Source organism: Affinundibacterium seohonense, assembly GCF_014284305.1.
GTDB classification, from domain to species: Bacteria; Pseudomonadota; Gammaproteobacteria; order Burkholderiales; family Burkholderiaceae_D; genus Undibacterium; species Undibacterium seohonense.
The window spans coordinates 32,921-58,967 of the sequence record NZ_JACOFW010000001.1 but is presented as its reverse complement, the minus strand read 5'-3'; the positions used below and the strand labels follow the sequence as shown (position 1 = coordinate 58,967).

22 protein-coding genes are annotated in these 26,047 nt (G+C 44.0%); 4 read left to right on the top strand and 18 right to left on the bottom strand.

Annotation, left to right across the window (positions count from 1 at the left end; genetic code table 11):
• Positions 1–20: 20 nt before the first annotated feature.
• The 7 genes from H8K52_RS00230 to aroC form a co-directional block, all read right to left on the bottom strand.
• Complete coding sequence (locus tag H8K52_RS00230; RefSeq protein ID WP_186920511.1) at positions 21–2,831, bottom strand: FimV/HubP family polar landmark protein; 2,811 nt, start codon at positions 2,829–2,831, stop codon at positions 21–23.
• A gap of 282 nt (positions 2,832–3,113) precedes the next feature.
• Complete coding sequence (asd, locus tag H8K52_RS00225) at positions 3,114–4,241, bottom strand: aspartate-semialdehyde dehydrogenase (protein WP_186920510.1); 1,128 nt, start codon at positions 4,239–4,241, stop codon at positions 3,114–3,116.
• A 44-nt stretch (positions 4,242–4,285) separates the two neighbouring features.
• Positions 4,286–5,356, bottom strand: a complete 1,071-nt coding sequence (gene leuB, locus H8K52_RS00220; RefSeq protein ID WP_186920509.1) for a 3-isopropylmalate dehydrogenase — start codon at positions 5,354–5,356, stop codon at positions 4,286–4,288.
• Positions 5,357–5,391: 35 nt separating this feature from the next.
• Positions 5,392–6,039, bottom strand: coding sequence for a 3-isopropylmalate dehydratase small subunit (gene leuD / locus H8K52_RS00215; protein WP_186920508.1), 648 nt, complete (start codon positions 6,037–6,039; stop codon positions 5,392–5,394).
• Between the two features lie 2 nt (positions 6,040–6,041).
• Positions 6,042–6,173, bottom strand: a complete 132-nt coding sequence (locus H8K52_RS00210; protein ID WP_186920909.1) for an entericidin A/B family lipoprotein — start codon at positions 6,171–6,173, stop codon at positions 6,042–6,044.
• 24 nt (positions 6,174–6,197) lie between these two features.
• Entirely contained in the window at positions 6,198–7,601 is a 1,404-nt protein-coding gene (gene leuC, locus H8K52_RS00205) for a 3-isopropylmalate dehydratase large subunit (protein WP_186920507.1), read from the bottom strand.
• 275 nt (positions 7,602–7,876) lie between these two features.
• Positions 7,877–8,956 carry a chorismate synthase gene (aroC, locus tag H8K52_RS00200; protein ID WP_186920506.1) on the bottom strand — a complete coding sequence of 360 codons (1,080 nt, stop codon included), beginning with the start codon at positions 8,954–8,956 and terminating at the stop codon, positions 7,877–7,879.
• Positions 8,957–9,210: 254 nt separating this feature from the next.
• On the opposite strand from aroC, the gene H8K52_RS00195 reads away from it, so the two are divergent.
• The 3 genes from H8K52_RS00195 (at position 9,211) to H8K52_RS00185 (ending at position 13,799) form a co-directional block, all read left to right on the top strand.
• Positions 9,211–11,433: a bifunctional diguanylate cyclase/phosphodiesterase gene (locus H8K52_RS00195; RefSeq protein ID WP_246464164.1), complete on the top strand. Its 2,223-nt coding sequence runs from the start codon at positions 9,211–9,213 to the stop codon at positions 11,431–11,433.
• Between the two features lie 259 nt (positions 11,434–11,692).
• Positions 11,693–13,006: a sensor histidine kinase gene (locus tag H8K52_RS00190; RefSeq protein ID WP_186920504.1), complete on the top strand. Its 1,314-nt coding sequence runs from the start codon at positions 11,693–11,695 to the stop codon at positions 13,004–13,006.
• A gap of 34 nt (positions 13,007–13,040) precedes the next feature.
• Positions 13,041–13,799 carry a LytR/AlgR family response regulator transcription factor gene (locus tag H8K52_RS00185; protein ID WP_186920503.1) on the top strand — a complete coding sequence of 253 codons (759 nt, stop codon included), beginning with the start codon at positions 13,041–13,043 and terminating at the stop codon, positions 13,797–13,799.
• Positions 13,800–13,902: 103 nt separating this feature from the next.
• Here the strand turns inward: H8K52_RS00185 and H8K52_RS00180 are convergent, their stop codons facing one another.
• From H8K52_RS00180 to rpsF, 7 genes are all read right to left on the bottom strand, one after another.
• On the bottom strand, positions 13,903–14,913 hold the full coding sequence (locus H8K52_RS00180) for an inorganic phosphate transporter (RefSeq protein WP_186920502.1): 1,011 nt from the start codon (positions 14,911–14,913) through the stop codon (positions 13,903–13,905).
• Positions 14,914–14,985: 72 nt separating this feature from the next.
• Positions 14,986–15,612, bottom strand: coding sequence for a DUF47 domain-containing protein (locus H8K52_RS00175; protein WP_186920501.1), 627 nt, complete (start codon positions 15,610–15,612; stop codon positions 14,986–14,988).
• A 129-nt stretch (positions 15,613–15,741) separates the two neighbouring features.
• A complete protein-coding gene (locus H8K52_RS00170) occupies positions 15,742–17,130 on the bottom strand; it encodes a replicative DNA helicase (RefSeq protein ID WP_425507513.1) in 1,389 nt (462 codons plus the stop codon).
• 190 nt (positions 17,131–17,320) lie between these two features.
• Positions 17,321–17,773 carry a 50S ribosomal protein L9 gene (gene rplI, locus H8K52_RS00165; RefSeq protein ID WP_186920499.1) on the bottom strand — a complete coding sequence of 151 codons (453 nt, stop codon included), beginning with the start codon at positions 17,771–17,773 and terminating at the stop codon, positions 17,321–17,323.
• Positions 17,774–17,799: 26 nt separating this feature from the next.
• The gene (gene rpsR / locus H8K52_RS00160; RefSeq protein WP_186889822.1) at positions 17,800–18,084 is read right to left on the bottom strand and encodes a 30S ribosomal protein S18; all 285 of its coding nucleotides are present in this window, start codon (positions 18,082–18,084) and stop codon (positions 17,800–17,802) included.
• A 9-nt stretch (positions 18,085–18,093) separates the two neighbouring features.
• Entirely contained in the window at positions 18,094–18,420 is a 327-nt protein-coding gene (gene priB / locus H8K52_RS00155; RefSeq protein WP_186920498.1) for a primosomal replication protein N, read from the bottom strand.
• A 53-nt stretch (positions 18,421–18,473) separates the two neighbouring features.
• The gene (rpsF, locus tag H8K52_RS00150; RefSeq protein ID WP_186889824.1) at positions 18,474–18,842 is read right to left on the bottom strand and encodes a 30S ribosomal protein S6; all 369 of its coding nucleotides are present in this window, start codon (positions 18,840–18,842) and stop codon (positions 18,474–18,476) included.
• A 299-nt stretch (positions 18,843–19,141) separates the two neighbouring features.
• On the opposite strand from rpsF, the gene lexA reads away from it, so the two are divergent.
• Complete coding sequence (gene lexA / locus H8K52_RS00145) at positions 19,142–19,795, top strand: transcriptional repressor LexA (protein ID WP_186920497.1); 654 nt, start codon at positions 19,142–19,144, stop codon at positions 19,793–19,795.
• A gap of 163 nt (positions 19,796–19,958) precedes the next feature.
• On the opposite strand, the gene lon is transcribed toward lexA, so the two are convergent.
• The 4 genes from lon to tig all read right to left on the bottom strand — a co-directional run bounded on the left by lon (position 19,959) and on the right by tig (position 26,041).
• Positions 19,959–22,367, bottom strand: coding sequence for an endopeptidase La (gene lon, locus H8K52_RS00140; RefSeq protein ID WP_186920496.1), 2,409 nt, complete (start codon positions 22,365–22,367; stop codon positions 19,959–19,961).
• Between the two features lie 233 nt (positions 22,368–22,600).
• Positions 22,601–23,866 (bottom strand): ATP-dependent Clp protease ATP-binding subunit ClpX, encoded by a 1,266-nt coding sequence (clpX, locus tag H8K52_RS00135; protein ID WP_186920495.1) that lies wholly within the window; start codon positions 23,864–23,866, stop codon positions 22,601–22,603.
• Between the two features lie 191 nt (positions 23,867–24,057).
• The gene (clpP, locus tag H8K52_RS00130; protein WP_281387898.1) at positions 24,058–24,684 is read right to left on the bottom strand and encodes an ATP-dependent Clp endopeptidase proteolytic subunit ClpP; all 627 of its coding nucleotides are present in this window, start codon (positions 24,682–24,684) and stop codon (positions 24,058–24,060) included.
• Between the two features lie 16 nt (positions 24,685–24,700).
• The gene (tig, locus tag H8K52_RS00125) at positions 24,701–26,041 is read right to left on the bottom strand and encodes a trigger factor (RefSeq protein WP_186920494.1); all 1,341 of its coding nucleotides are present in this window, start codon (positions 26,039–26,041) and stop codon (positions 24,701–24,703) included.
• Positions 26,042–26,047 lie beyond the last annotated feature (6 nt).

The following is a 26,047-nucleotide window of genomic DNA, read 5'->3' as shown; positions in this document are numbered from 1 at the left end:
TTCATATAAAAAAACTACGATCAATTCAACTGTTCAAGCATTTTTCTAGCTTTATCGATTTGCTCTCCTGAACCACCTTTAATAACTTCATCAAGTAGTTCACGCGCACCTTCTTTATCACCAATTTCTCTATAAGCCACAGCTAAATCTAATTTAGTTGCCATTTCCGCGTTATATGGTGAAACATCCTCACTTGGGGAGTCGAAGTGCACATCTGCCGAATCTAATTCGCTGGTTGCCTCTTCACCAAAATTCAATTCCAGATCTTCAGTCGCCAATAATGGTGTGTCCACAGCAGGTTCAGCAACATCATCATTCATCACAAAATCAAGAGAACCGAAATCAATTCCCTCGTTCACAACATCGATAGCCGAATCCTTCGTTTCACTTTCACTAGGGGGATTATCAGAAAGATCCCCATCGACAAGTGAAACAGGAGCACTATTTTCATTATCGTCATCTGCGCCAAGATCGAAGTCAATTGATCCAAAATCAATTACTGGCATAGGCTCGTCGTCCAAAACTGGCTTCAACGAACTCACTGCATCGATCTCCGGCAGAGTCAACGGAAACTCATCCTGCTCTTCGGTTTTTTCAGAGATATCCAAATCAAAGTCCAAACCTTGATCTAACGAAAAATCAGGATTTTTGTCCAGAGACTCTAATTTGCTTTTCTCAGCACTTCCAAAAGGATCATCAGATAATGCCGAAGCCGTATCAATAATACTGATCGAATCCAACATATCCTCTGAAAGTGAGTTCTCCAATAACGCCTCTGGATCCAAATCCTCCAAAGGTTGTGTTGGTTGTCCCAAACTATTAGACGCATAAGCCTCGACTTGTGCACTCGCACCAGCATAAAGAGGATTATTTGGGTCAAGTGAAATCCCCATGGAGGCCGCTTGTCCCCACTCATCGCCCTCACCTCTAGTCATACCATAAAGCTCACCGGCGAATAATTCAAAAGACCGCAAATCCTTACGTCCAAAATAAATTTCCAACAATTTAAGGCGTACCGCATGGCGATCTGGTTGGGTTCTCAATGCTTCTTTAAGAATCTCTTCAGCCTGTGAATCACGTCCGTAGGCTATGTATACATCCGCCTCAGCAACAGGATCAACTTCATTCGCATCAAGCTGACTTGCAGATGGGGCAAAATTCGAATTAAAAACACTATTGTTGGTATCGACACTCTGGCCACCAGTTGAGCCAAACATCGAGTTTGCCTTTAAACTCGACCCAGTCAAAATACTGTCTTCAAATTGATGTGAAATTTTCTTTTTACGTGAAGAGTAAACACCGATCGCACCACCAATTGCAGCGAGTAAACCTGCGGCAATTAAATATTTTGAATCAAACCAACTAGACTCTTCCTCAATAGGTGCTGGTGGTGGTGAAGGTGGTCGTTTCGGCTTTGGTGTACTCGCCACGCTGGCAGCACTCGCCGCAGCTACACTAGCTGAAGTGGACGCCTTTGAGTTCGCAGAGGCCGCTTCCGTTTTCGATATACTTGCGCTAGCAACAGCTGGAGCCGGGGCTGAAACTGATGCTGAAACACTCGCAACCGCCGTTGCCAAAGCTGGCTTAGATGCAACTGTAGCCTCAACAGGTTTCTGCACAGATTTAGATGCAGCGGTAGCCGCACTCGCGGCCGGAACAGAGGGTTGTGCAGCTACACTTTTGGTAGGCATAGCCAAAAGCTTATTCATCTCACTCGCATTTTTTTCTAATTCTTTTATTCTTGCATTCGCTTCTGCTAGAGCTTTATCTTTGGCAATCCTATCCTCTTCAGTCAATCCTTTGACTGGCGCTTTTTTTGCATTTGCATCAGCAACTTTGGACAACTTTAACTTATCTATTGCCTCGTTGGCAGCCGTCGGAACTTCTTTAACCTTTGCAGTTATAGCTCCACTGGCAGCTTGTTTTTTTTGCGCAACAGACTCCGATGGCGCTGTCAAAATCTGACCAGCCAGCTTATTACGATATGCATTAAAGTTTACCGAATGTGTTTGCACTACCAAATGCGCATCAGATGGCGAATTCGAACGCACAGTATCTGCATCAGGAATCGTTAAAATTTGCCCAGCTTTAAGGCGATTCATATTATCGCCCACGAAAGCTTGTGGATTGGCTCGATAAATACTAACCAACATCTGATCTAACGAAACACCATTTAAATTTGCCGAAGCGATGCGCATTAGCGTATCGCCTTGCTTAACCTGATATTGACGTCCTTCAGTACTAGCTGAGTTTGACGGAGCGGTGTTTTTTATCGAAGTACGCTTAATAGTGTTACTGTCGACATTCGCCGTTTTATCTTTTAACTCTGCTGGCAAAGCTTGCATCGGCGCTTGAGATTTTATTGAGCCGCTAGGGTTAGCGATTTGTGCAGACTGTCCAGAAGCGAGCTCAGCAGGATCAAGCAAAAAAGTATACTCACGTACCAACTTTCCATTGCTGGCATTCATTTCCAACAAAAAATCAACCCAAGGCTCATTCATCGCTTGGGTGGAGGTGACGCGGATAACATAAGAATTGCCGCGCTGCTCAACGGCAAATCGCAAAGACAACAGTGCAGGATTAAACTCAATATTCGCCTGCCTAAAAGCTTCGATTGATGCCACTCGTGGCACCAAGGAATTAATTTCCTCCTTATTCGGCGACGTTAATTCAATCTCTGCCCGCAATGGTTGACCAAGTGAGGATAGCACTGTCAACTTTCCTAGCCCAGTCGCATATGCATTTGAGAAGACAAGCAATGAAGATAAGGCAGCAGCTTTCAGCACCTTGCATCCTAAAAAACTTATCGGTAAGCGTTTGTAATTATGCATTTTTAGAACATTTCCTGGGAAATTTAGCCAATACAATTTTCACAACACAAAAGTGAAAAATTGCATAAACGAAAGGTATGTTAATCCAAGATAACATTACCCAACTTGTCGCGCAAGCTTAACGTGAATTCTAGATATGGTAAATACATTAAGAGCTGAAATACGACTTTCACAGTCATTTCGTTGTTACCACTAGACAATTTCTACAATTCACAATTGAATCGATAAAAAAAAGGAATGAAATTCATTCCTTTTTCCTTTACCAATCCACCTGAACAGAATTTATTTTTCGATCAAAATACGCAACATACGACGTAAAGGTTCAGCTGCCCCCCACAACAATTGATCACCAACGGTGAATGCAGACAGGTAATCACCGCCCATCTGCATCTTACGTAGACGACCCACCGGAATCGCCAAGCCACCAGTAACCGCCGCAGGAGTCAAATCACGCATAGAGTCTTCACGCGTATTTGGCACGACTTTCGCCCATGGATTGTTTTGCGCAAGCATATCGGTAATTTCGTCGAGCGGCACGTCTTTGGTCAACTTGATCGTCAAAGCCTGCGAGTGGCAGCGCATAGCGCCAATACGCACACATAAGCCATCAACTGGAATCGCTTTAGAACCGAATGCTTCGCCCAATCCAAGAATTTTATTTGTTTCAGCGCCAGCTTTCCATTCTTCTTTAGAAACGCCATTATGCAAATCTTTGTCAATCCAAGGAATCAAATTGCCGGCTAAAGGTACGCCAAATTGCTTAGTCTCGTCAGTGCTAAAATTATGCTGCTTCGCCAAAACTTTGCGATCGATTTCTAAGATCGCTGCCGCTGGGTCATCGAGCAATGCTTTAACTTCTGCGTTGATCGAGCCGAACTGGGTCAACAATTCACGCATGTGCTGTGCGCCGCCGCCAGATGCCGCTTGATATGTCATTGACGACATCCATTCGACCAAGCCATGCTGGAACAAACCACCTAAACCCATCAACATACAAGACACGGTGCAGTTACCACCAACGTAGTTTTTCACACCACGACTTAATGCACTCTTAATCACATCCAAATTAACAGGATCGAGAACGATAATCGCGTCATTTTCCATTCGTAACGTAGACGCGGCATCAATCCAAAAGCCATTCCAACCGGCGGCACGTAATTTAGGGAAAATTTCAGAGGTATAGTCGCCGCCTTGGCAGGTAATAATAATGTCGCATTTTTTCAATGCATCAATATCATTTGCGTCTTTCAACGTCTTTTCATTCTTCGCCATCGTTGGCGCTGCGCCACCGGTGTTAGAAGTTGAAAAAAACACGGGTTCTATATGAGCAAAATCACCCTCTTCTTGCATACGCTGCATGAGGACCGAACCAACCATTCCACGCCAACCGACCAAACCAACTAGTTTCATCATCTTTCCCTAAAAATTACAGGTCTCCCTGTTTCACATAAAAATCAACCTAACGCACTCACTACTGCATCACCCATTTCAGAGGTGCCAACTTTGGTGCAGCCATCTTCGAAAATATCTGGCGTACGCAAGCCTTGGGTCAACACTTTTTTCACAGCAGCTTCAATACGATCAGCCTGCTCGACTTTTCCTAAAGAGTAGCGCAACATCATTGCAGCGGACAAAATTGTAGCCAGTGGATTGGCAATGCCTTTACCAGCGATATCCGGCGCAGAACCATGCGACGGCTCATACAAACCTTTATTGTTCGCATCCAAAGAGGCGGACGGTAACATCCCGATTGAGCCCGTCAACATCGCGGCGGCATCTGACAAAATATCACCAAACATATTTCCCGTTACCATCACGTCAAACTTCTTCGGCGCGCGGACTAATTGCATAGCTGCATTATCAACGTACATGTGATCCAAAGCGACATCCGGGTATTCTTTATGCACTTCAATCATGATGTCTTTCCAAAATTGGAAAGTTTCCAGTACGTTAGCCTTGTCCACACTGGTCAAACGTTTATCACGTTTACGTGCCGCTTGAAACGCAACGTGCGCGATGCGACGAATTTCACCTTCCGCGTAGCGCATCGTATCAAAACCCTCACGCTGACCTTTGAATGGACCATCAGGACATTCGCGCACACCACGTGGTTGACCGAAATAAATATCACCAGTCAACTCACGAATTATCAAAATATCCAAACCAGAAACTACTTCTGGCTTCAAAGTCGAAGCACCTGCCAACTCTGGATACAAAATCGCTGGACGCAAATTCGCAAAAAGATTTAAGTTTTTACGCAGGCCTAAAATTGCCTGCTCAGGACGCAGCGGCCGATCAAGGCTATCGTACTTCCAATCACCCACGGCTCCAAACAAAACCGCATCTGCATCTTGCGCTAATTTCAGTGTCGCTTCTGGCAATGGATGTCCTGCGGCTTCATACCCAGCCCCCCCAACAGGGGCGAATTCCATTTCAAAGGACTCACCCAAAACTTTTAAAACTCTAACGGCCTGATCAACGATTTCAGGACCAATACCGTCACCCGGCAAAATGGCAATTTTCATGCTTAAATTTATGTAAGATTAAACTGATTAAATATTTAAATCACTGACGCCAACCAAGGTTGCGCCTTGATATGAGCGGTTTCAAATGTCTTGATTTTCTCGGCATGAACCAAAGTCAAACCAATATCATCTAAGCCATTCAGCAGGCAGTATTTACGGAAAGCGTCGACATCGAAAGAAAACGACTCGTCAGTGCTTTTTGAAATAACTTGTTGCGTTTCCAAATCAACTGTCAGTTCAAATCCGTCGTTCGCACGTACTTGATTGAACAGGCTATCAACGATTTCTTCACTTAAGACGATAGGTAGCAATCCATTCTTAAAGCAGTTATTGAAGAAGATATCAGCAAAACTTGGCGCGATTATCACACGAAATCCAAATTGATCGAGCGCCCAAGGTGCATGTTCACGCGAAGATCCGCAGCCAAAATTCTTACGCGCAAGCAAGATCGAAGCACCTTGGTAGCGAGCTTGATTCAACACAAAATCAGGATTCAATGGACGCCCACTATTATCAACACCCGGTTCACCGTGATCCAGATAACGCCATTCATCAAACAAGTTAGGCCCGAAACCAGTACGTTTAATCGACTTCAAAAATTGCTTAGGAATGATCGCATCGGTGTCGACGTTGGCACGATCTAACGGCGCTACCAGCCCATTGAGCAAAGTAAATTTATTCATGACTATTTTTTCCCAGCGCTTTCGACAACTTCACCCGCTTTTTTCACATCTTTACCGATACCTTGAATTGTGTTGCAACCTACCAATCCCAGCAGAATCATGGATAGAGTAAAAAGTGCCGTCAATTTTTTCATTTTCATTTTCCATTCATGAGTTATTTATGCAAAGGTGCGCACATCGACGAAATGACCTGCGATTCCTGCTGCGGCAGCCATCTCCGGAGAAACAAGATGGGTACGCCCCCCCTGCCCCTGACGACCTTCAAAATTGCGATTCGATGTTGAAGCGCATCGTTCACCCGGTTCTAGTCGATCGGCATTCATCGCCAAGCACATCGAGCAACCAGGTTCACGCCATTCAAATCCTGCATCGATGAATATCTTATCCAAACCTTCTAGCTCGGCCTGCTGTTTCACCAAGCCTGAGCCTGGTACCACCATTGCCAACTTAACAGTTGTCGCACGCATTTTGCCAGCGACTACCTTAGCAGCCGCACGCAAATCTTCTATCCGCGAATTGGTGCAAGAACCGATAAACACTTTATCAATCTGAATTTCGCTGATGGGCATATTCGGACGCAAATCCATATAAGCGAGCGCTTTCTCAATGGCATCACGCTTCACAGCATCCTGCTCCAACAACGGATCTGGCGTCTGTCCGTCAATTGCCACCACCATTTCAGGCGATGTTCCCCAAGTAACTTGAGGTTGTATATCTTCCGCAGATAAAGTCACTACAGTATCAAACTGAGCCCCAGCATCCGAATGCAAAGTACGCCAATAATTTAACGCTTGATCCCAATCCGCACCAGTCGGGGTCAGTGGGCGCCCTTTTACATAATCAATCGTCGTTTCATCAACGGCAATCATACCGGCACGTGCCCCAGCTTCAATTGCCATATTACAGACGGTCATTCGACCTTCCATAGAAAGTCGCTCAATTGCTGCACCTGCAAATTCGATCGCATAGCCAGTACCGCCCGCCGTGCCAATTTTGCCAATAATCGCCAGTACAATATCTTTTGCTGTGACGCCAGATGGCGTGTCACCATCAACACGAATTAGCATTGACTTAGATTTTTTTGCTAACAAAGTTTGCGTAGCCAAGACGTGCTCGACTTCAGAAGTGCCTATACCATGTGCCAGGCAGCCAAATGCGCCATGCGTAGAAGTATGGGAGTCACCACAAACCACCGTCATGCCTGGCAAAGTCGCGCCTTGTTCAGGCCCAATCACATGCACGATACCCTGACGCAGATCATTCATCGCGAAATAAGTTAAACCATATTGTTTAGCATTCGCATCTAGTGTTTCTACCTGCAAGCGCGACGTCGGATCAGCTATACCATCTTGACGATTGGTAGTTGGAACATTGTGATCCGCCACGACCAGATTTGCGGAAACGCGCCATGGTTGGCGCCCGGCAAGTTTAAGACCTTCAAATGCTTGAGGGCTGGTAACTTCATGTAACAGATGGCGATCGATGTAGAGTATCGATGTTCCGTCATCTTCTGTGTGAACTAGGTGGGATTCCCAAAGTTTGTCGTAAAGCGTTTTGGCCATAATCGGTGCCTGAAATTAAAAAATTCATAAAGCTGAAAATCAACTTTTGATTATGCCACAATTGTGCAACGCAAAACCGTCTAAACCATTTTTTTCAGAACCAAATCAACGAAATAAAATTCAATAATTTTAAATTCCACAGAACATAAAACCAAAAATTATCATTATCCAGACGAATCGCCGTTGATTATTTGGGATATTTTTCTCAAAAATGAAGTAAAACTGAAAGTTTCACTTCATTCATTCACGCATAAAAAACATGTTAAATATTTAATTTAATCCACCTTTACGTCTGCACATTGAGCACGATGACGCAAGGCATGATCCATTAATACCAAAGCTAACATTGCCTCAGCAATTGGCGTAGCACGAATACCAACGCATGGATCATGGCGACCAAAAGTCTCAACCATCACGGGATTACCAAGTTTATCGATAGAACGCTTTGGAGTGCGTATGGATGACGTCGGCTTTATCGCCATCGAGACACGAATCTCTTGGCCAGTTGAAATACCACCTAAAATTCCGCCCGAATTATTGCTTTGGAAGCCCTCCGCCGTGATTTCATCACCATGTTCGGAACCACGTTGCGCTATTGAAGCGAAGCCCGCACCGATCTCCACTCCCTTGACTGCGTTGATCCCCATCATTGCGTAAGCAATCTCTGCGTCTAACTTATCGTAAATAGGCTCGCCTAAGCCGACTGGCACATTATTAGCAACGACATCAATCCGAGCACCAATTGAATCGCCATCTTTTCGCAGATTGTCCATATAAGACTCAAGATTTGCGATGACATCAGCATCATTTGTCGGTGCAAAGAAAGGATTTTGCGCAGCAAAATCCCAAGATGAAAACGGAATCACGATTTCACCAAGCTGAGTCATACCACCATGAAATGTCGTACCAAATTTTTGGAATAACCATTTTTTTGCAATGGCCGCGGCACCAACCACTGGCGCAGTCAATCTAGCAGACGAGCGACCGCCACCACGAGGATCGCGAATACCGTATTTATTCCAATAGGTAAAATCAGCGTGACCTGGCCGAAAGGTTTCAACAATATTTCCGTAATCTTTACTGCGTTGGTCTTCATTGCGAATCAGCAATGCAATCGGCGTACCGGTAGTTTTACCTTCATATACACCGGACAAGATCTCGACTCGATCAGCCTCTTGACGCTGCGTGACATGACGTGAGGTGCCTGGCTTACGTCTATCCAGTTCTGGCTGAATATCTGCTTCACTCAATTCAAGCCCGGGAGGGCAACCATCAACGATGCAACCTATGGCTGGCCCATGAGACTCACCGAAAGTTGTTACTGTAAACAAGCTACCAAAGGTATTTCCAGACATGTTTTTCACTATAAAAATATATAAATTAGGCATATTTTATCAGCCTTACTATGAATGTTCAGAGCTGAAGCTTATAAACCAAGAGCTATTCTTTAAAAAAAACGAATTAAACCAGACATTTGCAGCAAACCAACAGTTTATTTAGTCCTAGTTGTTTTATACTGGAGCAACATTCATCATAAGAAAATGATGATACCGAATACGCAAACGAAAACATTCTCACCTCCATTGGAGCTTAAATACAGATGAGCGAAATGAATCATGTTAATGACGATGCGCTGGTATTTATGGACGAGTTGAGTGATGATCAACTGAACGACATAAACAAGCATCAACCTGGTTGGCGCGTCATGATCATTGATGACGATCCCGATGTTCATTCTGCGACCATGTTTGCACTTGGTAACCTTGAAATCCAAAATCGTCCTCTGAATTTTTTGCATGCGTATTCTGCCACCGAAGCAAGAGAAATTCTTTCGCACGAAACCAATATCGCCGTCATCTTGCTCGATGTCGTGATGGAACAAGAGGATGCCGGACTAACTTTAGTCAATTACGTACGCAAGACTTTGGGCTTACATGATGTTCGAATCATCCTTCGAACAGGACAGCCAGGCTATGCTCCCGAGATCGATGCGATCCGCGACTACGACATTAATGACTACAAAACCAAATCGGAGCTCACCAGAACCAAACTCTACACCACGGTGACTTCGGCGATTCGGTCGTATGAGCAAATTTGTGCCATTACGGCAAATCAACGAGGCTTAGAACTGATTGTCAACGCAAGTACAGAATTGATGTCGCAAAAAGGTTTGCAGAATTTTGCAACTGGCATTCTCCAACAAATCGCAATCTTGTTAGGTCGAAAAGTCGAGGGATTAATTTGCAGTTCCGGCGAGAATGATGAGTCGAACAAAGTCGATCAATTTACTGTGATCGCTGGCAGCCATAGCTTTATTTCATACGTTGAACATGATATCGCGCGGAACGGCAATTCGGAATTACGCGAAATTCTCCAACAAAGCCTAGATTTGAGAAGTAACGTATTTGCCAGCAAAGGCAGCGTCCTATATTTTGACAATGTTGGTCAACGAAATATCTGTGTTTTTTTACAAACGCAGATAAATGAACTTGATAAACGATTACTTGATGTATTCTGTAGCAATGTTGCCGTTGGTCTTAGTAATATCATGCTGACCTCAAAGCTGCATAAATTTGCGTATTTTGATCCCCTCACCGGATTAGCAAATCGCCTTAGATTATTGCAGACTTTAAATGAAACTTTGAGTGCGCCAATCAAAGATAAAAGTGTCCTTTCCTTGATTGATATTGACCACTTCGCTGAAACCAACGACGCTCTGGGTCATCAATTTGGTGACATGCTGTTATGTGCAGTCGCAAATCGTTTGCTCAATCATTTTGGCACAGCCTGCCATTTAGCTCGAGTTGGCGGCGATACTTTTGCCCTCCTTGGCAACGAATATTTGGTGTGCCCAGAAAATATCGCGCAAGTTTTCCATCATCCATTCAATGTGGACCAACAAGATGTCCAACTTTCATCAACAATTGGATTGGTACGTCTTGGCAACTACGATGGCGGTAGTTCTGATGCCTTAAAAGATACCAATATTGCATTAAAACGTGCAAAATCACATCAACGCTCGTCATATACCTATTTTACGGTCGATATGGGCGTCGAAATTCGTGAACGCGTGAGGATGATGCATGCCTTGAGGGCAGCATTCGAAAATGAAAGATTGTTCGTCGTTTACCAGCCACAAATCGATATGCGTACAGGTCGAGCGATTGGTGCTGAAGCGCTGCTGCGTTGGAAAACTGAGGATGGCCAATTCGTCCCACCTGACCAATTTATCCCAATTGCAGAATATTCTGGTTTAATTGTGGACATCGGTGAGTGGGTATTACGTAGTGCATGCTTTGAATTAATGGAATTGCATGCTCTTGGTTTCACCGATTTCAAAATGGCGGTCAACGTATCGCAAGCACAATTCTCTCACCCATTGTTTTTACAAAGCTTAGAACGCGCACTCAACGATACTCAAGCACCAGCACAATGCGTCGAACTTGAAATCACAGAGTCGATGGCGATGACAGATCCGGAATTATTAATTCAAACTCTACAACATATCAAACGTTTAGGCGCTCAAGTGTCAATTGATGACTTTGGCACTGGATTTTCTTCACTTAGCCACCTACAAAAACTGAATGTCGATAAGTTAAAAATTGATCGCGCATTTGTCAACGAGATCAGTGATAAATCTGGCGAGGGCAGTATTGCTAAAATGATTGTGCAATTGAGTCAAAGCTTGAATATTAAGGTCATTGCTGAAGGTGTCGAGACCGAACATCAGGCTGATACGTTGCTATCCTTCGGTTGCCATTTAGCTCAAGGCTACCTGTATGCGCGTCCACTTGCCAAAGCCGACCTGCGTGCCTGGATTGCCAACAATTAAAAAAGCACTGTTCAATCAAGTCCAAAAATATCGATGTTTTGGCTTAACGAGCCATGCAACAACCTGCAAATTGCCTATCCCTGCTTAAGTAGCTTTGAACAATGGGCAAGCTTACATTCTATGCCTCAATTTTGTCGTCTCGTCGCAAACCATCCCACAGAATCGTTACGTTTAAGTAAAGTAACATCACACAAGACTAACTAAACTCATTAAGCCAAAGCTTTACAGAGTTGCAAACATCTATTCAATAGCAAACATCATGGATCCCAAAACACAAGAAACGCTCAAATTTGTGATGCGAAGCACACTAGCATGGCTGAATGTCGCTTTTGATAACACGGCGACCTGGGTCAGCAAATTGTCATGGTGGAAGTTCTTTCTGTTCGCAGTGTTGTTACTCGCATCTGCAGACATAATTCAAAACACTTTTTTTTCATCTGAAGAAACCAAAAAAATCAGAAAGGTACAAAAGAAAAATCTCAATACGTCAGCAAATAGCATCGCTATCGATGATAAAAAATTTGAAATTGACAATACAGGGATTCGCATAAAAGCCCCCAAGAATTATGGGAATAGCAAGCGGGTCGACATTGATAGTTCTGGTTGGCAGATTGTAGATGAGAATCAAGAGAAAATTGCGTCCAAAGTCGAATCGACTATGAGCGACTTACCCACATCAAATACAGAATCAGAATCACCAGGCATCACTTTTGGTAAGGACGATGTTCATATTAAATTACCGAAAGAATTGGCCCGAGAAATTCGCGCCGAAATGCAACGTGCTGCCGATACTGCAGCAGCGGAAGCGTCGGATGAAGAAAAGACCAAATCCTCACGTTGGTTTCAGAACTTTGTCCTACTTTTAGTTTTTGGCTTATTTGGCATGAAAGCGCTCCTTGGTGGAAAAGTTCGGGCGGAAGAGCAAGCAAAACAAGCCAATGCCACTGCCGAGCGAGAATCACTATTGCGTCAAGTGAGTGAAGCGCAAATGCAAATGATGCAAGCGCAGGTTGAACCACATTTCCTCTTCAATACACTGGCCTCAGTTGAGTTTTTGATTGAGACTGATCCACCACGCGCCGCTAAGATGCAACGCAGTCTGATCGCTTACCTACGTGCCGTTCTGCCCCAAATGCGAGAAAATGCCGCGAAAACCAATCTAGGTCGCGAAGCAGATATGGTAAAAGCGTATCTCGAATTATTGAAGATGCGCATGGAGGAACGACTCAACATTGACTTCATTATGCCTGACGACCTCAGGAAAGCTTCTTTTCCACCAATGATGCTGCAATCCTTGGTTGAAAATTCGATCAAACATGGTCTAGAAGTAAAAACTGAAGGTGGAACTTTGCAATTTCGCGCCGAACTACAACAAGATAAATTACGTGTCACTGTCAGCGACGATGGCCTCGGTTTTGGTGCAGTCCCAAGTAATGGCACCGGGTTAGGCTTACAAAATATTCGCGAACGCCTCAAATTAATTTACAAAGATAAAGCACAAATGATTATTTCCCCTAACAAGCCTAGTGGTGTCTGCGTTACCATAGAGATTCCCTATGAACTCGCCAAATAATTAACTTTGCATCAACAAATCAAGAGAGAGAAATATGCCGACTGCCATTATCGCTGACGATGAAAGACTGATGCGCGACCAACTCCGCTTACGCCTGCAACAAGTTTGGCCTGAACTAGAAATCTTGGATGAGGCCAAGAATGGCGAAGAAGCGATCCAGTTAGTGGAATCGCTTAAGCCTGACCTCGCCTTTTTAGATATACGGATGCCGGCAAAAACCGGATTGGAAGCAGCGAGAGAAATCGGTACAAAAGCGCATATTGTATTCATTACAGCGTATGACCAATATGCAGTCGAGGCATTCGATCAAGGCGCGGTTGACTACGTTTTAAAACCGGCCGACACAGAACGCCTAAGTAAAACCGTCGAACGACTGAAAGCACGCTTAAACACCGCAGCAGAACCAAATGACATGAGCAATATGCTGGCTCAACTAGCAAAGCAACTTGGCATTGCACCGAAACCCAATTATCTACAATGGATACAGGCATCAATTGGTCAAGAGTTACGTCTGATTCCCGTTGAAGATATTTTATTTTTTCAGTCTGACGAGAAATACACGCGAGTGCAAACAGCGAGCTATGAAGCGCTGATTCGCAAGCCAGTTCGCGACTTAGCAGACGAGCTTGATCCACATTTGTTCTGGCAAATTCATCGATCAACGTTAGTCAATTCCAAGGCTATTTCGGGGGTAGTACGCGATATGCGAGGACGGCACTTAGTGCAAATTAAAGGATTAACGGAGAAACTTGAAGTTAGCCGTAGCTTTGTACATCTCTTTAAACAAATGTGATTTGGTCAGATTACTCGCATAGATGGGCACAACCCTCTTTTCACAATAGCAAAAAAAATCCCAGACTGGTCTGGGATTTTTTTCATACAGAACAGGTCAAGAATTACAGTATCTTTGTTCCAACCCACCATGCGATCGCGGCGACAAAGGCTGATGCCGGAATCGTCAAAATCCAAGCCCAAACGATGTTACCCGCAACGCCCCAACGAACAGCAGACATTTTTTGAGCAGAACCAACACCAACAATGGCGCCCGTGATTGTGTGCGTAGTGGATACAGGTATCCCGAAAATCGTTGCAAAAATCAAGGTTGCAGCACCACCAGTTTCCGCACAAAAACCACCAACAGGTTTCAATTTAGTGATTTTCTGCCCCATCGTTTTCACAATGCGCCAACCACCAAACAAAGTACCAAATCCAATCGCTGCATAACATGAATAGACTACCCACAATGGCGGCGCTGCATCAGATGCTTTGGAGTAACCAGTCGCGATCAGCAACATCCAGATAATCGCCATAGTCTTTTGTGCATCATTACCGCCATGTCCTAGACTAAACACCGAGGCGGAAACTAACTGCAAACGTCGGAACCATTTATCGACTTTACTCGGCGTTGACTTCACAAACAGCCACGACACAATTAGCATCATAAGTGAGCCTAGGAAAAAACCGATCAATGGAGATAGTACGATAAATGAAATGATTTTATACAGTCCACCTGCAATCAAGGTATCCGTCCCGCCTTTGGCGACTGCAGCACCAATTAATCCTCCAATTAGTGCGTGCGAAGATGAGGATGGAATACCGAAATACCACGTCACCAAGTTCCAGAATAACGCACCAACTAAGGCGCCAAATATCACGTAATGATCAATAACTGAAGGCTCGATCGTTCCCTTGCCTATCGTTTTCGCTACAGACAAACTAAATACAAAGAACGCCAACACATTAAACATGGCAGCCATCGCCACGGCTTGGCCTGGCTTTAATACACCGGTAGACACGACTGTGGCAATGGCATTTGCCGCATCGTGAAACCCATTCATAAAATCAAAAAGTAAAGCTAAGATCACCAAAAGAATGATGACCGTCAAAGTCGGAGTTAAAGTTTCCATAGATGTGAACTTTCTTTTCATGCATCGCAGAACTGACGATGCAAAGGACAAACAGATTAAAGGACAGGCAGATTATGCGTTTTCAACAATAATGCCTTCAATAATGTTCGCCACATCTTCACAACGATCGGTAACAGTCTCTAGAATTTCGTAAATCGCTTTCAGCTTAATCAGATTACGTACGTCTGGTTCATCGCGGAACAACTTCGACATCGCGGCACGCATCACGTGATCCGCATCAGACTCGAGACGATCAATCTCTTCGCAAATCGTCAAAATTTGGCGGGAATTATCCATATTGTGCAATAGTGCAACCGCATCTTTGACCTTTAGAGCGCATGCTAAACATAGCTCAGCCAAGCGTTGCGCTTCTGGCGTAATTTCACGAATGTCGTACAAGGAAATGGTTTGCGCCGCATCTTCCAACAAATCTAAAATGTCATCCATCTTAGTGATGAGCTTATGGATATCGTCACGATCTATCGGCGTAATGAAGGTTTTATGTAGCAATTCAATTGCTGCGTAAGTGACCGTGTCAGCTTGTTTTTCGATACCTTCGATCGCATGTACACGAATTTCCAAATCATCAAAATTGGTCATCAATGCGACCATCTCTTTCGAACCTTTGACGCATAACTCTGCGTGCTGATTGAAAAGATCAAAAAATTTACCCTCGGTGGGCATTAATCGTCCAAACATTTTTATTTCCCTGAAAATAGAAAATTTTTATAATAAGTCTCTACTTGCCGTCTATCGGATTGTGGAGATCATCTGACTTAGTGGTTACTGCAAAAAAAGAACTACAAAAAAATAGCCGGAGAGACCGAATTATTCATTGTCACTGTAAATCGATAATGAACCAATATAATTATCAAACTTCGTATATTCACCCAAGAAGCTTAAACGAACACTACCAATTGGCCCGTTACGTTGTTTACCGATAATGATTTCGGCCGTGCCTTTGTCCGGAGAATCAGGGTTATAAACCTGATCGCGATAAATAAACAAAATAACGTCAGCATCCTGCTCAATCGCACCAGATTCCCGCAAATCAGACATAACTGGACGCTTGTTCGGCCGTTGCTCTAGCGATCGGTTTAACTGGGATAACGCGATTACTGGACATCCCAATTCTTTAGCCAAGCCCTTCATACTACGAGAAATTTCAGAAATTTCTGTAGCACGATTCTCGCCACCCGAATTTCCTGACATCAGTTGCAAGTAGTCGATAATAATTAAACCCAACTTACCACATTGACGCGACAGACGACGCGAGCGAGCACGCAATTCAATTGAGCTCAAAGCTGGCGTTTCATCAATATAAAACTGCGCTTCATTCATTTTTTGAATGGCGTAAGTTAAACGTGGCCAATCTTCATCAATTAGTCGTCCTGTACGCAAACGATGTTGATCTAGTTTACCCACAGAGCCAAGCATACGCATCGCCAACTGCGCGCCGCCCATCTCCATCGAAAAAACAGCGACTGGCAAACCACTATCGATGGCGACGTTTTCGCCAATATTGATGGAGAACGCGGTTTTACCCATCGATGGACGCCCTGCGACGATAATTAAATCACCTGGTTGCAAGCCTGAGGTCATGCGATCTAAATCGACAAAACCAGTCGGCACACCCGTGATATCGCTGGTGTGATCGCGGTTATACAACTCATCGATTCGTTCAACAACTTGTGTCAGCAAAGGTTGAATTGCCTGAAATCCCTGAGCACCACGTGAACCTTCCTCAGCAATTGCAAAGATCTTTGCCTCTGCTTCGTCTAGCATTTGTTTTACTTCTTTACCTTGAGGACTCAAGGCTTGTCCGGCAATCTCATCCGCAGCGGTAATCAGCTTGCGCAACACGCCACGATCTCGCACAATCTCAGCATATCGGCGAATGTTTGCAGCCGAAGGAGTATTTTGTGCCAAGGCATTCAAATACGTCAGGCCACCAACATCGTCCGCCTTACCCGCAGCATTTAAATAGTCAAAAACCGTAATTACGTCGGCTGGACGTGAGGAGTTGATTAGCTTAACAATGGCTTGAAAAATTACACGATGATCGAAGCGATAAAAATCCTCTTCACCGATAAAGTCAGCAATCCTATCCCAAGCGGCGTTATCAAGCAGCAAACCACCCAGAACCGATTGTTCTGCTTCGATGGAATGTGGAGGGACGCGGAGGGAGTCTAGCTGAGGATCAGGAGCATGTTTCATAGTGCGCATTATACCTTTTTATTCGAGTGCAAAAAAAGAAGAAGTATGGCAATCACCACATTCAAAGAGACGAATTTTCAGAGCTGATAACGCTTACACAAGTCATTTTTACAAATCCATTTTACCCATAAAAAAAGCCGGGATACCCCGGCTTTTTTTGCTCTCGAAAGAACGAAAACTTAAAGTAAGTTTAAGCGTGCTCGCCCAATACTGCAACGATTACGTCAACCACAACGTCAGTGTGCAATGCAACTGAGACAGAGTGATCACCAGTCGTCTTCAAAGGACCAGCTGGCAAACGCACTTGCGCTTTTTCAACTGTGAAACCTTGTTTCGCCAACGCTTCAGCGATATCGAAGTTTGTTACAGAACCAAACAGACGACCATCAACACCCGCTTTTTGGGAAATTTGAACTGTCAAACCGCTCAATTTTTCGCCTTGCGCTTGTGCTTCAGCCAATTTAGCTGCTGCTGCTTTTTCCAATTCAGCACGTTTCGCTTCGAATTCAGCGATCGCAGCTGCTGTCGCACGACGAGCAATACGTTGTGGAATCAAGAAGTTACGAGCGTAACCATCTTTAACACGAACTACATCACCCAGGTTGCCGAGATTAACGACTTTATCCATCAAAATAACTTGCATGTTTTTCTCCTAATTACGGTCGTCAATTACGCTGTGTGCAAATCAGTGTATGGCAACAACGCTAAATAGCGTGCGCGCTTAACTGCGGTGTCAACTTGACGTTGATACAAAGCTTTAGTGCCAGTCAAACGTGCAGGCATAATTTTGCCGTTTTCTTGGATGAAATCTTTTAATGTATCGATGTCTTTGTAGTCAACTGCAGCTACGTGGCCTGCTGAGAAGCGGCAGAACTTTTTACGTTTAAACAATGGATTTTGTTGCTGACGCTTTTGTTTTAATTTGCTTTTATCAAATTTTTTACCGAATGCCATTTTAGGCTCCTAATCTAGTAAATTTGTTTCGTTTCGCGCTTCAACTTCAGCTTCCTGAAATTCAGTCACATGAAAAACGAGACTTTTGCTGTTGCGGTTCTTACGTGCTAAAAATCCTGTAAAAATCATAGAGACGCCCAATTCAATCTCCAAGAATCGTTTTGAAATTTCGCCAGCAGCAATTGCTGGCACTTCAAATTCAACTTGGCGCTGACCGCCTGCTTGCTCTTGCTTAGAATCGTGAATCAAAGTTGCTGTGGCAATGGGTATTCCCGCAGGGGTATAACGCAACACCGATTTCTCTACAACTGAGGCTACGACTATAAGTTGATTCACAAGTTTGATTTACTATGTTTTTACAGCTTCTTACACGCTCTTAGTCAAAATTATTAAGCTGCTGGAGCTTCAACACGTTGTGCCTTAGCAGAATCTTCTTTCTGCACAGACTTCATCATTGGAGAAGGAGCTGTTTCTGCTTTTTTCATTTTTACTGTGAGGTGACGTAAAACGGCATCATTAAATTTGAATGCTGTTTCCAACTCAAGCAAAGTTTCAGCGTCGCACTCAATGTTCATGCAAACATAGTGAGCTTTAGCCAATTTTTGAATCATGTAAGCCAATTGACGACGGCCCCAATCTTCAACGCGGTGCACTTGGCCGCCACGTGTAGTTACGCTAGCCTTGTAGCGTTCGATCATTGCAGGAACTTGCTCGCTTTGATCGGGATGTACGATAAATACGATTTCATAATGACGCATAATTTCTCCTTGTGGACAAAAATAAAGCCTGCCTCGGCGTCAAGACGAGTGCAGGAAGAGGACAGCCCACGATGATAACGCACTTCCAGCTCAATATCAAGCAGATGGCCAATTTACTTCTTTTGAGAAAGTCATATTGACATTTTCACACCCGAGAAATCCGCCGCACGCAGTCAAATTGCAAAACAAATTAAATTTAAACCCAAAATCACTTGCATTCAAACATTTACTGTATAAAAATACAGTCTGGTTATATATACAGCACATTAAAGCTTAATCAAGAATTAATCGGAATAACTATGTTAAAGCTCACAGCTCGCCAAGAACAAATCCTCAACCTCATAAAAGATGCAATTCAAAATACGGGATTCCCTCCAACCCGAGCTGAGATAGCAAACGAATTAGGGTTCCGTTCCACTAATGCAGCAGAGGAACATCTTCAGGCCTTAGCACGCAAAGGGGTCATTGAAATAGCCGCAGGCACCTCACGCGGCATCAGACTTCTAGAATCAGAGTTATCGAATTTGGGTCGAAGTACCCCGATGATGCAACAAAATACGCCCTCGTTACAATTAAGCTTACCGCTAATTGGGCGCGTCGCTGCTGGATCACCAATATTAGCAACTGAGCATGTCGAAGCAAGCTACCAGGTCGACCCCGCCCTTTTTTCAGCAAAACCTGATTTCCTACTTAGAGTGCGGGGCCTATCAATGCGCGACATTGGCATCATGGATGGAGACTTGCTAGCCGTCAAAAAAACCGATAGTGCCCGAAACGGACAAATAGTTGTTGCACGCATTGGAGATGATGTGACTGTCAAACGCTATGTAAAAACGCCAGACGGTGTTGAATTACAGGCAGAAAACCCCGACTTTCCACCAATTATAATCAACGAAAATGAGCCCGATTTTGCATTAGAAGGATTAGCGGTTGGGTTAATGCGTAGCTGGTGATCAGGTAAAGACAAATCAGTACCTCAGACAAAAATCAGAGTGACCACCACTAATCATCAATATAAGAATTGTGTGACCAGCATTGATAATTCAATGATTACAAAAAAATGCCCGATGAAGACATCAGGCATTTTTTATCAATAGCGACTTTTTTAAATAACGCTTAATGCTTAATCGCTGAAGTGTCTGGAGTTGCCTCTGTTTTTGCAACCGCTGGCACTGCCATCTCCTCTTCAGTCAATGGAACAGGTTGACGTTCTAGCGCGATTTCTAAGACTTTATCAATCCAGCGAACTGGAATAATTTCCAGCTTGTTTTTGACATTATCTGGAATTTCCGTCAAATCTTTTGCATTTTCCTCTGGGATTAACACCGTCTTAATTCCACCACGATGCGCTGCCAACAGCTTCTCCTTCAAGCCACCAATCGGCAACACCTCACCACGCAAAGTGATTTCACCGGTCATTGCGACATCAGCGCGGACTGGAATCCCCGTAAATATCGAGACCATCGCTGTCGTCATCGCAATACCTGCAGATGGGCCATCTTTCGGTGTCGCGCCTTCGGGTACATGAATATGCACATCCGTCTTCTCAAACACATCTGCCTTGATACCTAAACGAGCAGCGCGGCTACGAACAACGGTACGCGCCGCTTCGATCGATTCCTTCATGACATCACCAAGCGTACCTGTGCGAATTGTCGCGCCCTTACCTGGCATAGAAACGGCTTCGATAGTCAACAAATCTCCACCGACCTCCGTCCACGCCAATCCCACAACTTGCCCAACTTGGTTTTCTTTGGTTGCCACACCAAAATCATAACGACGTACACCCAAGAATTTATCCAGATTTTTCGAAGAAATCGTGGCTTTCTTTTCACTCTTCTTCAACAACAACATCTTGACCACTTTGCGGCAAATCTTAGAAATTTCACGTTCCAGTGAACGCACCCCAGCTTCGCGCGTGTAATAACGAATGATGTCGCGAATCGCAGATTCAGAAACCGTAATTTCTTCTTCTTTCAAGCCATTGTTTTTAACCTGTTTCGGCAATAAATAACGCAAAGCGATACTGGCCTTTTCATCCTCTGTATAGCCAGACAGACGAATCACTTCCATCCTATCCAACAAAGGCGCTGGAATATTGTAAGAGTTCGAAGTCGCCACAAACATCACATCGGACAGATCAAAATCCACTTCAATGTAATGATCTGAGAAAGTATGATTTTGTTCTGGATCCAAAACTTCCAACAACGCGGAAGATGGGTCGCCACGGAAATCCGCCCCCATTTTATCGACTTCATCCAACAAAAATAATGGATTGCGAACGCCGGCCTTGGACAAGCTCTGCAAAATCTTACCCGGCATCGAACCAATGTAAGTACGACGATGACCACGGATCTCCGCTTCATCACGCACACCACCCAAAGCCATACGAACAAATTTACGATTCGTTGCACGCGCTATGGATTGACCTAATGAGGTCTTACCTACACCCGGAGGTCCAACCAAGCACAAGATCGGCGCTTTCAATTTATCAACGCGCTGTTGCACAGCGAGATATTCCAAAATGCGTTCTTTGACCTTATCTAGGCCATAGTGATCGTCACTCAACACCTTTTCCGCATTACTCAGATCATTATTCACTTTGGATTTTTTCTTCCAAGGTAAATTGACGATCGTATCGATATAATTACGTACGACGGTTGCTTCAGCTGACATCGGCGACATCATCTTGAGTTTTTTCAACTCATTCATCGCTTTATCACGCGCCTCTTTCGGCATCTTCGCTGCAGTGATTTTCTTTTCGAGCTCATCAATATCTGCGCCCTCTTCACCCTCACCGAGCTCTTTCTGGATCGCTTTGACTTGCTCATTCAAATAGTATTCGCGCTGAGATTTTTCCATCTGGCGTTTCACACGTCCACGAATGCGTTTCTCAACTTGAAGAATATCCAACTCGCCTTCAAGTTGCCCAAGCAAATGTTCAAGACGCTTAGCCACACTAAAGATCTCAAGAATGACCTGCTTTTGTTCCAACTTTAATGGCAAATGGGCTGCAATCGTGTCGGCCAAACGTCCTGCATCGTCAATCCCTGATAACGATGCCAAAATTTCTGGCGGAATTTTCTTATTCAGTTTTACATATTGATCAAATTGCTGCACGATCGCTCGACGCATCGCTTCAACTTCAGAATCATCGCCATCTTCCGCTGTGATCGGCGTCAAATCTGCAATGAAATGGGAATCAGAGTCGGTAATTTTGTGTATGCGAGCACGCTGCGCGCCTTCGACCAACACTTTGACAGTACCATCCGGTAGTTTCAACATCTGCAAAATATTGGCAATACAGCCAATTTCATAGATATCATCAGCAGACGGTTCGTCTTTTGCAGCCGCTTTTTGCGCTGCCAGCATAATGCTCTTGCCCTGCTCCATCGCAGCTTCTAAAGCCTTGATTGATTTAGGACGACCAACAAATAATGGGATCACCATGTGGGGGAATACCACGACATCGCGCAATGGCAATAATGGTAATTCTGTACGTTCAGTAATTGTGGAAGTTGTCATGGCGCACCTTTAAAAAAAACTTTCATTAACTAGATTGGCGCACTAGGCTAAAACTCAAGCCCGTTATCCCAAAAAAACAATAAAAAAAGCCACTCAGAGAAATTCCCTGGGTAGCTTTTCGATTGAAGCCAGATATTTCTATTGTTTCAGTAAATTGTACTGCTTATTTTCAGGAATCACAGGGAAAACCCCATAATTCCGACAAACTTTAATCAAATTTGCAGCAAAACGACTTACGCACCAGCAACCTTAGGTTGCTCGTTATAAATCAACAATGGCTTACCGCCGTTGTTAATCGTGTTCTCGTCAATCACTACCTTAGAAACATTCTTTTCGCTAGGCAGCTCAAACATAATGTCCAACAAAGCATGTTCAAGAATGGAACGTAATCCACGCGCACCAGTTTTACGTGCAATCGCCTTCTTCGCAATCGCCTGCAAAGCAGAAGGACGAATTTCCAGCTCACAGCCTTCCATCTCAAGCAATTTTGCATATTGCTTGATTAGAGCATTTTTCGGTTCAACTAAAATTTGGATTAATGCAGTTTCATCCAACTCCATCAAGGTCGCAATCACTGGCAAACGACCTACCAATTCGGGGATAATGCCGAACTTAATTAAGTCCTGCGGCTCCGCATCCAAGATCACTTCACTCGCGCTCTTTTGGCTCTCACTCTTTACACTAGCGCCAAATCCTATGCCGCCTTTTTCAGACCGATCAGAAATAATCTTAGCCAATCCATCGAATGCACCACCACAAATAAACATGATATTGGTGGTATCGATTTGAATAAAATCTTGATTTGGGTGCTTGCGACCACCTTGTGGTGGCACCGACGCCATCGTGCCTTCGATCAACTTCAACAATGCTTGCTGCACACCCTCACCTGACACATCGCGAGTAATAGAAGGATTCTCAGCTTTGCGTGAAATCTTATCTATTTCATCGATATACACAATACCCTTTTGGGCACGCTCAACTTCATAATTACAGTTTTGCAGCAACTTTTGAATGATATTTTCTACGTCTTCACCAACATATCCAGCTTCGGTCAACGTTGTCGCATCTGCTATCACGAACGGGACATTTAACATCCGTGCAAGGGTCTGCGCCAGCAAAGTCTTCCCCGAACCTGTCGGACCTACCAGCAAAATATTACTTTTAGCGAGCTCCACTTCATCTTTTTTACCAAGATGCTTGAGACGCTTGTAATGGTTATAAACAGCAACGGCCAAAATACGTTTGGCCTTTTCTTGGCCGATCACATACTGATCAAGCAATTCTGTAATCTCAACTGGCGTTGGCAGGTCGGATTTTGATGAGGCGACTGGCTCCAATGCACTCATTTCATCACGAATAATATCGTTACATAAGTCGATACATTCATCACAAATAAAGACCGATGGACCCGCAATCAGCTTCTTTACTTCATGTTGACTCTTACCGCAAAACGAACAATAAAGTAACTTTTCCGCGGAGGTGCTTTTTTTATCTGACATAATACTTTTTAATAATTTTTAACGAAGTAGTCTATGACCGTTATATTACTGCAAAAAAACGAATCTTCACCGTAATCCCCTACACAAAATAGAAGTTTTTCACGAACATCAATCGACATTTCTTAAACAGAAATAGAAAACGCCCGCACCTGATGGTTGCGGGCGTTTTCATTAGAATCCAAACAAAAACATTAAACGCGATGCGTCAATACTTTATCAATCAAACCGTATTCAGCTGCTGTATCTGCAGACATGAAATTATCACGATCTGTATCTTTAGCAATTTGCTCAATACTTTGACCAGTTTTCTCAGCCAAAATACCATTTAAACGCTCGCGCAAATACAAAATTTCACGTGCTTGAATCTCAATATCTGATGCTTGACCTTGCGCGCCACCCAAAGGCTGATGAATCATAATACGGGAATTAGGCAAAGAAAAACGTTTTCCTTTAGCACCAGCCGCCAACAAAAAAGCGCCCATGGATGCCGCTAAACCCGTGCACAGTGTCGACACATCCGGTTTAATAAACTGCATCGTATCAAAAATCGCCATACCAGCAGATACCGAACCACCTGGAGAATTAATGTAAAGTGAGATATCTTTTTCCGGATTTTCACTTTCCAAAAACAACAACTGCGCAACGATTAAATTTGCTGCCTGATCATTCACTGGACCAACCAGGAAGATCACACGTTCCTTGAGCAAACGAGAATAAATATCATACGCACGCTCTCCACGCCCGCTTTGCTCAACGACCATTGGCACCATGCCAAGCATATTTGCTTCCAAACCAGAGTTATGAATGATGCCTGTCATGAAGTTCCCTATCTTATTATGCTGCGTTATTACCCATCAGTTCGTCGAACGGCAAAACTGAATCACTCACTTTTGCCTTACCCAACACATAGTTGACGACGTTTTCTTCTAATACAAGGGCTTCCACTTCTGCCAAACGGTTGCGATCGCTGTAGTAGTACTTCACGACTTGCTGCGGATCTTCGTAGCTTTGTGCGAAATCTTCAACTTGCGCTTTAATTTGATCAGCAGTTGCTTGCAATTGGTTTGCCTTAACCAACTCCGCCAAAATCAATCCCAAACGCACACGGCGCTCTGCTTGAGCACTAAACAATTCAGTTGGGAATGGTACGCCTTGTACATTCATACCGCGTTGCGCCATATCTTGACGCGTCATTTCAGCCAAACGTTCTGCATCTTGATCGACAAGAGTTTTTGGCGCATCAAATTCAACCGCCTTCACCAATGCGTCCATCACGCTATCTTTAGTTTTTGCTTTGACACGACCTTTGACTTCACGTTCGAGGTTTTCTTTGATGTCAGTGCGCATTTTAGCCAGATCACCATCTTCAACGCCCAACATCTTTGCAAACTCAGCATCCACTTCTGGCAAATGAGCCCACTCTAATTTCGTCAAAGTCACAGTGAATTCCGCAGTTTTACCAGCAACATCCTTGCTGTGATATTCCTCAGGGAAAGACAACGGAAAAACCTTAGATTCGCCGACTTTCAAACCGAGTGTTGCAGCCTCAAATTCTGGCAACATACGCCCCTCACCCAAGACAAAAGCAAATGCTTCTGCTTTACCGCCAGCAAATTCAACGCCATCAATCGTACCGACGAAATCAACTGTAACGCGGTCACCACTTTGTGCTGATTGATCCGCGCCACCATCACCGTGCGCGCTTTGCTCACCCTTAACATGGAAATGCACGCGTTGTTTGCGCAAAATATCGATGGTCTTATCGATTTCGGCATCGGTAACATCAGTTTTAACCTGAGTCACTTCAACATCCGACAAGTCACCTACAACAAACTCTGGATACACTTCGAAAGTAGCATCAAAAGTAAAATAATTTTCAGAATAGCTTTTCTTTGGTTCGATACGTGGATAACCAGCAACGCGCAAGTTATTTTCTTTAACTGCTTCGCTGAAAGCAATACCAACTTTCTCGTTGAGAACTTCATTTTCAACTTGATAGCCATATTGAGCCGCGACCATTTTCATCGGGACTTTACCTGGACGGAAGCCAGGGGCTTTTGCTGAACGTGCACGCACTTTCAAACGCTTCTCAATTTCCGGTTGCATTTCTGAAATAGGGAATGTGAGCGTAATACGGCGTTCTAATTTTTCTAAAGTTTCAACTGCAGTTGCCATGAAAAT

Bases quoted from the DNA above. Each gene is read 5' to 3' on its own strand.
- H8K52_RS00230 (WP_186920511.1), bottom strand. From the start codon at position 2,831: ATGCATAATTACAAACGCTTACCGATAAGTTTTTTAGGATGCAAGGTG.
- asd (WP_186920510.1), bottom strand. From the start codon at position 4,241: ATGAAACTAGTTGGTTTGGTCGGTTGGCGTGGAATGGTTGGTTCGGTC.
- leuB (WP_186920509.1), bottom strand. From the start codon at position 5,356: ATGAAAATTGCCATTTTGCCGGGTGACGGTATTGGTCCTGAAATCGTT.
- leuD (WP_186920508.1), bottom strand. From the start codon at position 6,039: ATGAATAAATTTACTTTGCTCAATGGGCTGGTAGCGCCGTTAGATCGT.
- H8K52_RS00210 (WP_186920909.1), bottom strand. From the start codon at position 6,173: ATGAAAAAATTGACGGCACTTTTTACTCTATCCATGATTCTGCTGGGA.
- leuC (WP_186920507.1), bottom strand. From the start codon at position 7,601: ATGGCCAAAACGCTTTACGACAAACTTTGGGAATCCCACCTAGTTCAC.
- aroC (WP_186920506.1), bottom strand. From the start codon at position 8,956: ATGTCTGGAAATACCTTTGGTAGCTTGTTTACAGTAACAACTTTCGGT.
- H8K52_RS00195 (WP_246464164.1), top strand. From the start codon at position 9,211: ATGAATCATGTTAATGACGATGCGCTGGTATTTATGGACGAGTTGAGT.
- H8K52_RS00190 (WP_186920504.1), top strand. From the start codon at position 11,693: ATGGATCCCAAAACACAAGAAACGCTCAAATTTGTGATGCGAAGCACA.
- H8K52_RS00185 (WP_186920503.1), top strand. From the start codon at position 13,041: ATGCCGACTGCCATTATCGCTGACGATGAAAGACTGATGCGCGACCAA.
- H8K52_RS00180 (WP_186920502.1), bottom strand. From the start codon at position 14,913: ATGGAAACTTTAACTCCGACTTTGACGGTCATCATTCTTTTGGTGATC.
- H8K52_RS00175 (WP_186920501.1), bottom strand. From the start codon at position 15,612: ATGTTTGGACGATTAATGCCCACCGAGGGTAAATTTTTTGATCTTTTC.
- H8K52_RS00170 (WP_425507513.1), bottom strand. From the start codon at position 17,130: ATGAAACATGCTCCTGATCCTCAGCTAGACTCCCTCCGCGTCCCTCCA.
- rplI (WP_186920499.1), bottom strand. From the start codon at position 17,773: ATGCAAGTTATTTTGATGGATAAAGTCGTTAATCTCGGCAACCTGGGT.
- rpsR (WP_186889822.1), bottom strand. From the start codon at position 18,084: ATGGCATTCGGTAAAAAATTTGATAAAAGCAAATTAAAACAAAAGCGT.
- rpsF (WP_186889824.1), bottom strand. From the start codon at position 18,842: ATGCGTCATTATGAAATCGTATTTATCGTACATCCCGATCAAAGCGAG.
- lexA (WP_186920497.1), top strand. From the start codon at position 19,142: ATGTTAAAGCTCACAGCTCGCCAAGAACAAATCCTCAACCTCATAAAA.
- lon (WP_186920496.1), bottom strand. From the start codon at position 22,367: ATGACAACTTCCACAATTACTGAACGTACAGAATTACCATTATTGCCA.
- clpX (WP_186920495.1), bottom strand. From the start codon at position 23,866: ATGTCAGATAAAAAAAGCACCTCCGCGGAAAAGTTACTTTATTGTTCG.
- clpP (WP_281387898.1), bottom strand. From the start codon at position 24,684: ATGACAGGCATCATTCATAACTCTGGTTTGGAAGCAAATATGCTTGGC.
- tig (WP_186920494.1), bottom strand. From the start codon at position 26,041: ATGGCAACTGCAGTTGAAACTTTAGAAAAATTAGAACGCCGTATTACG.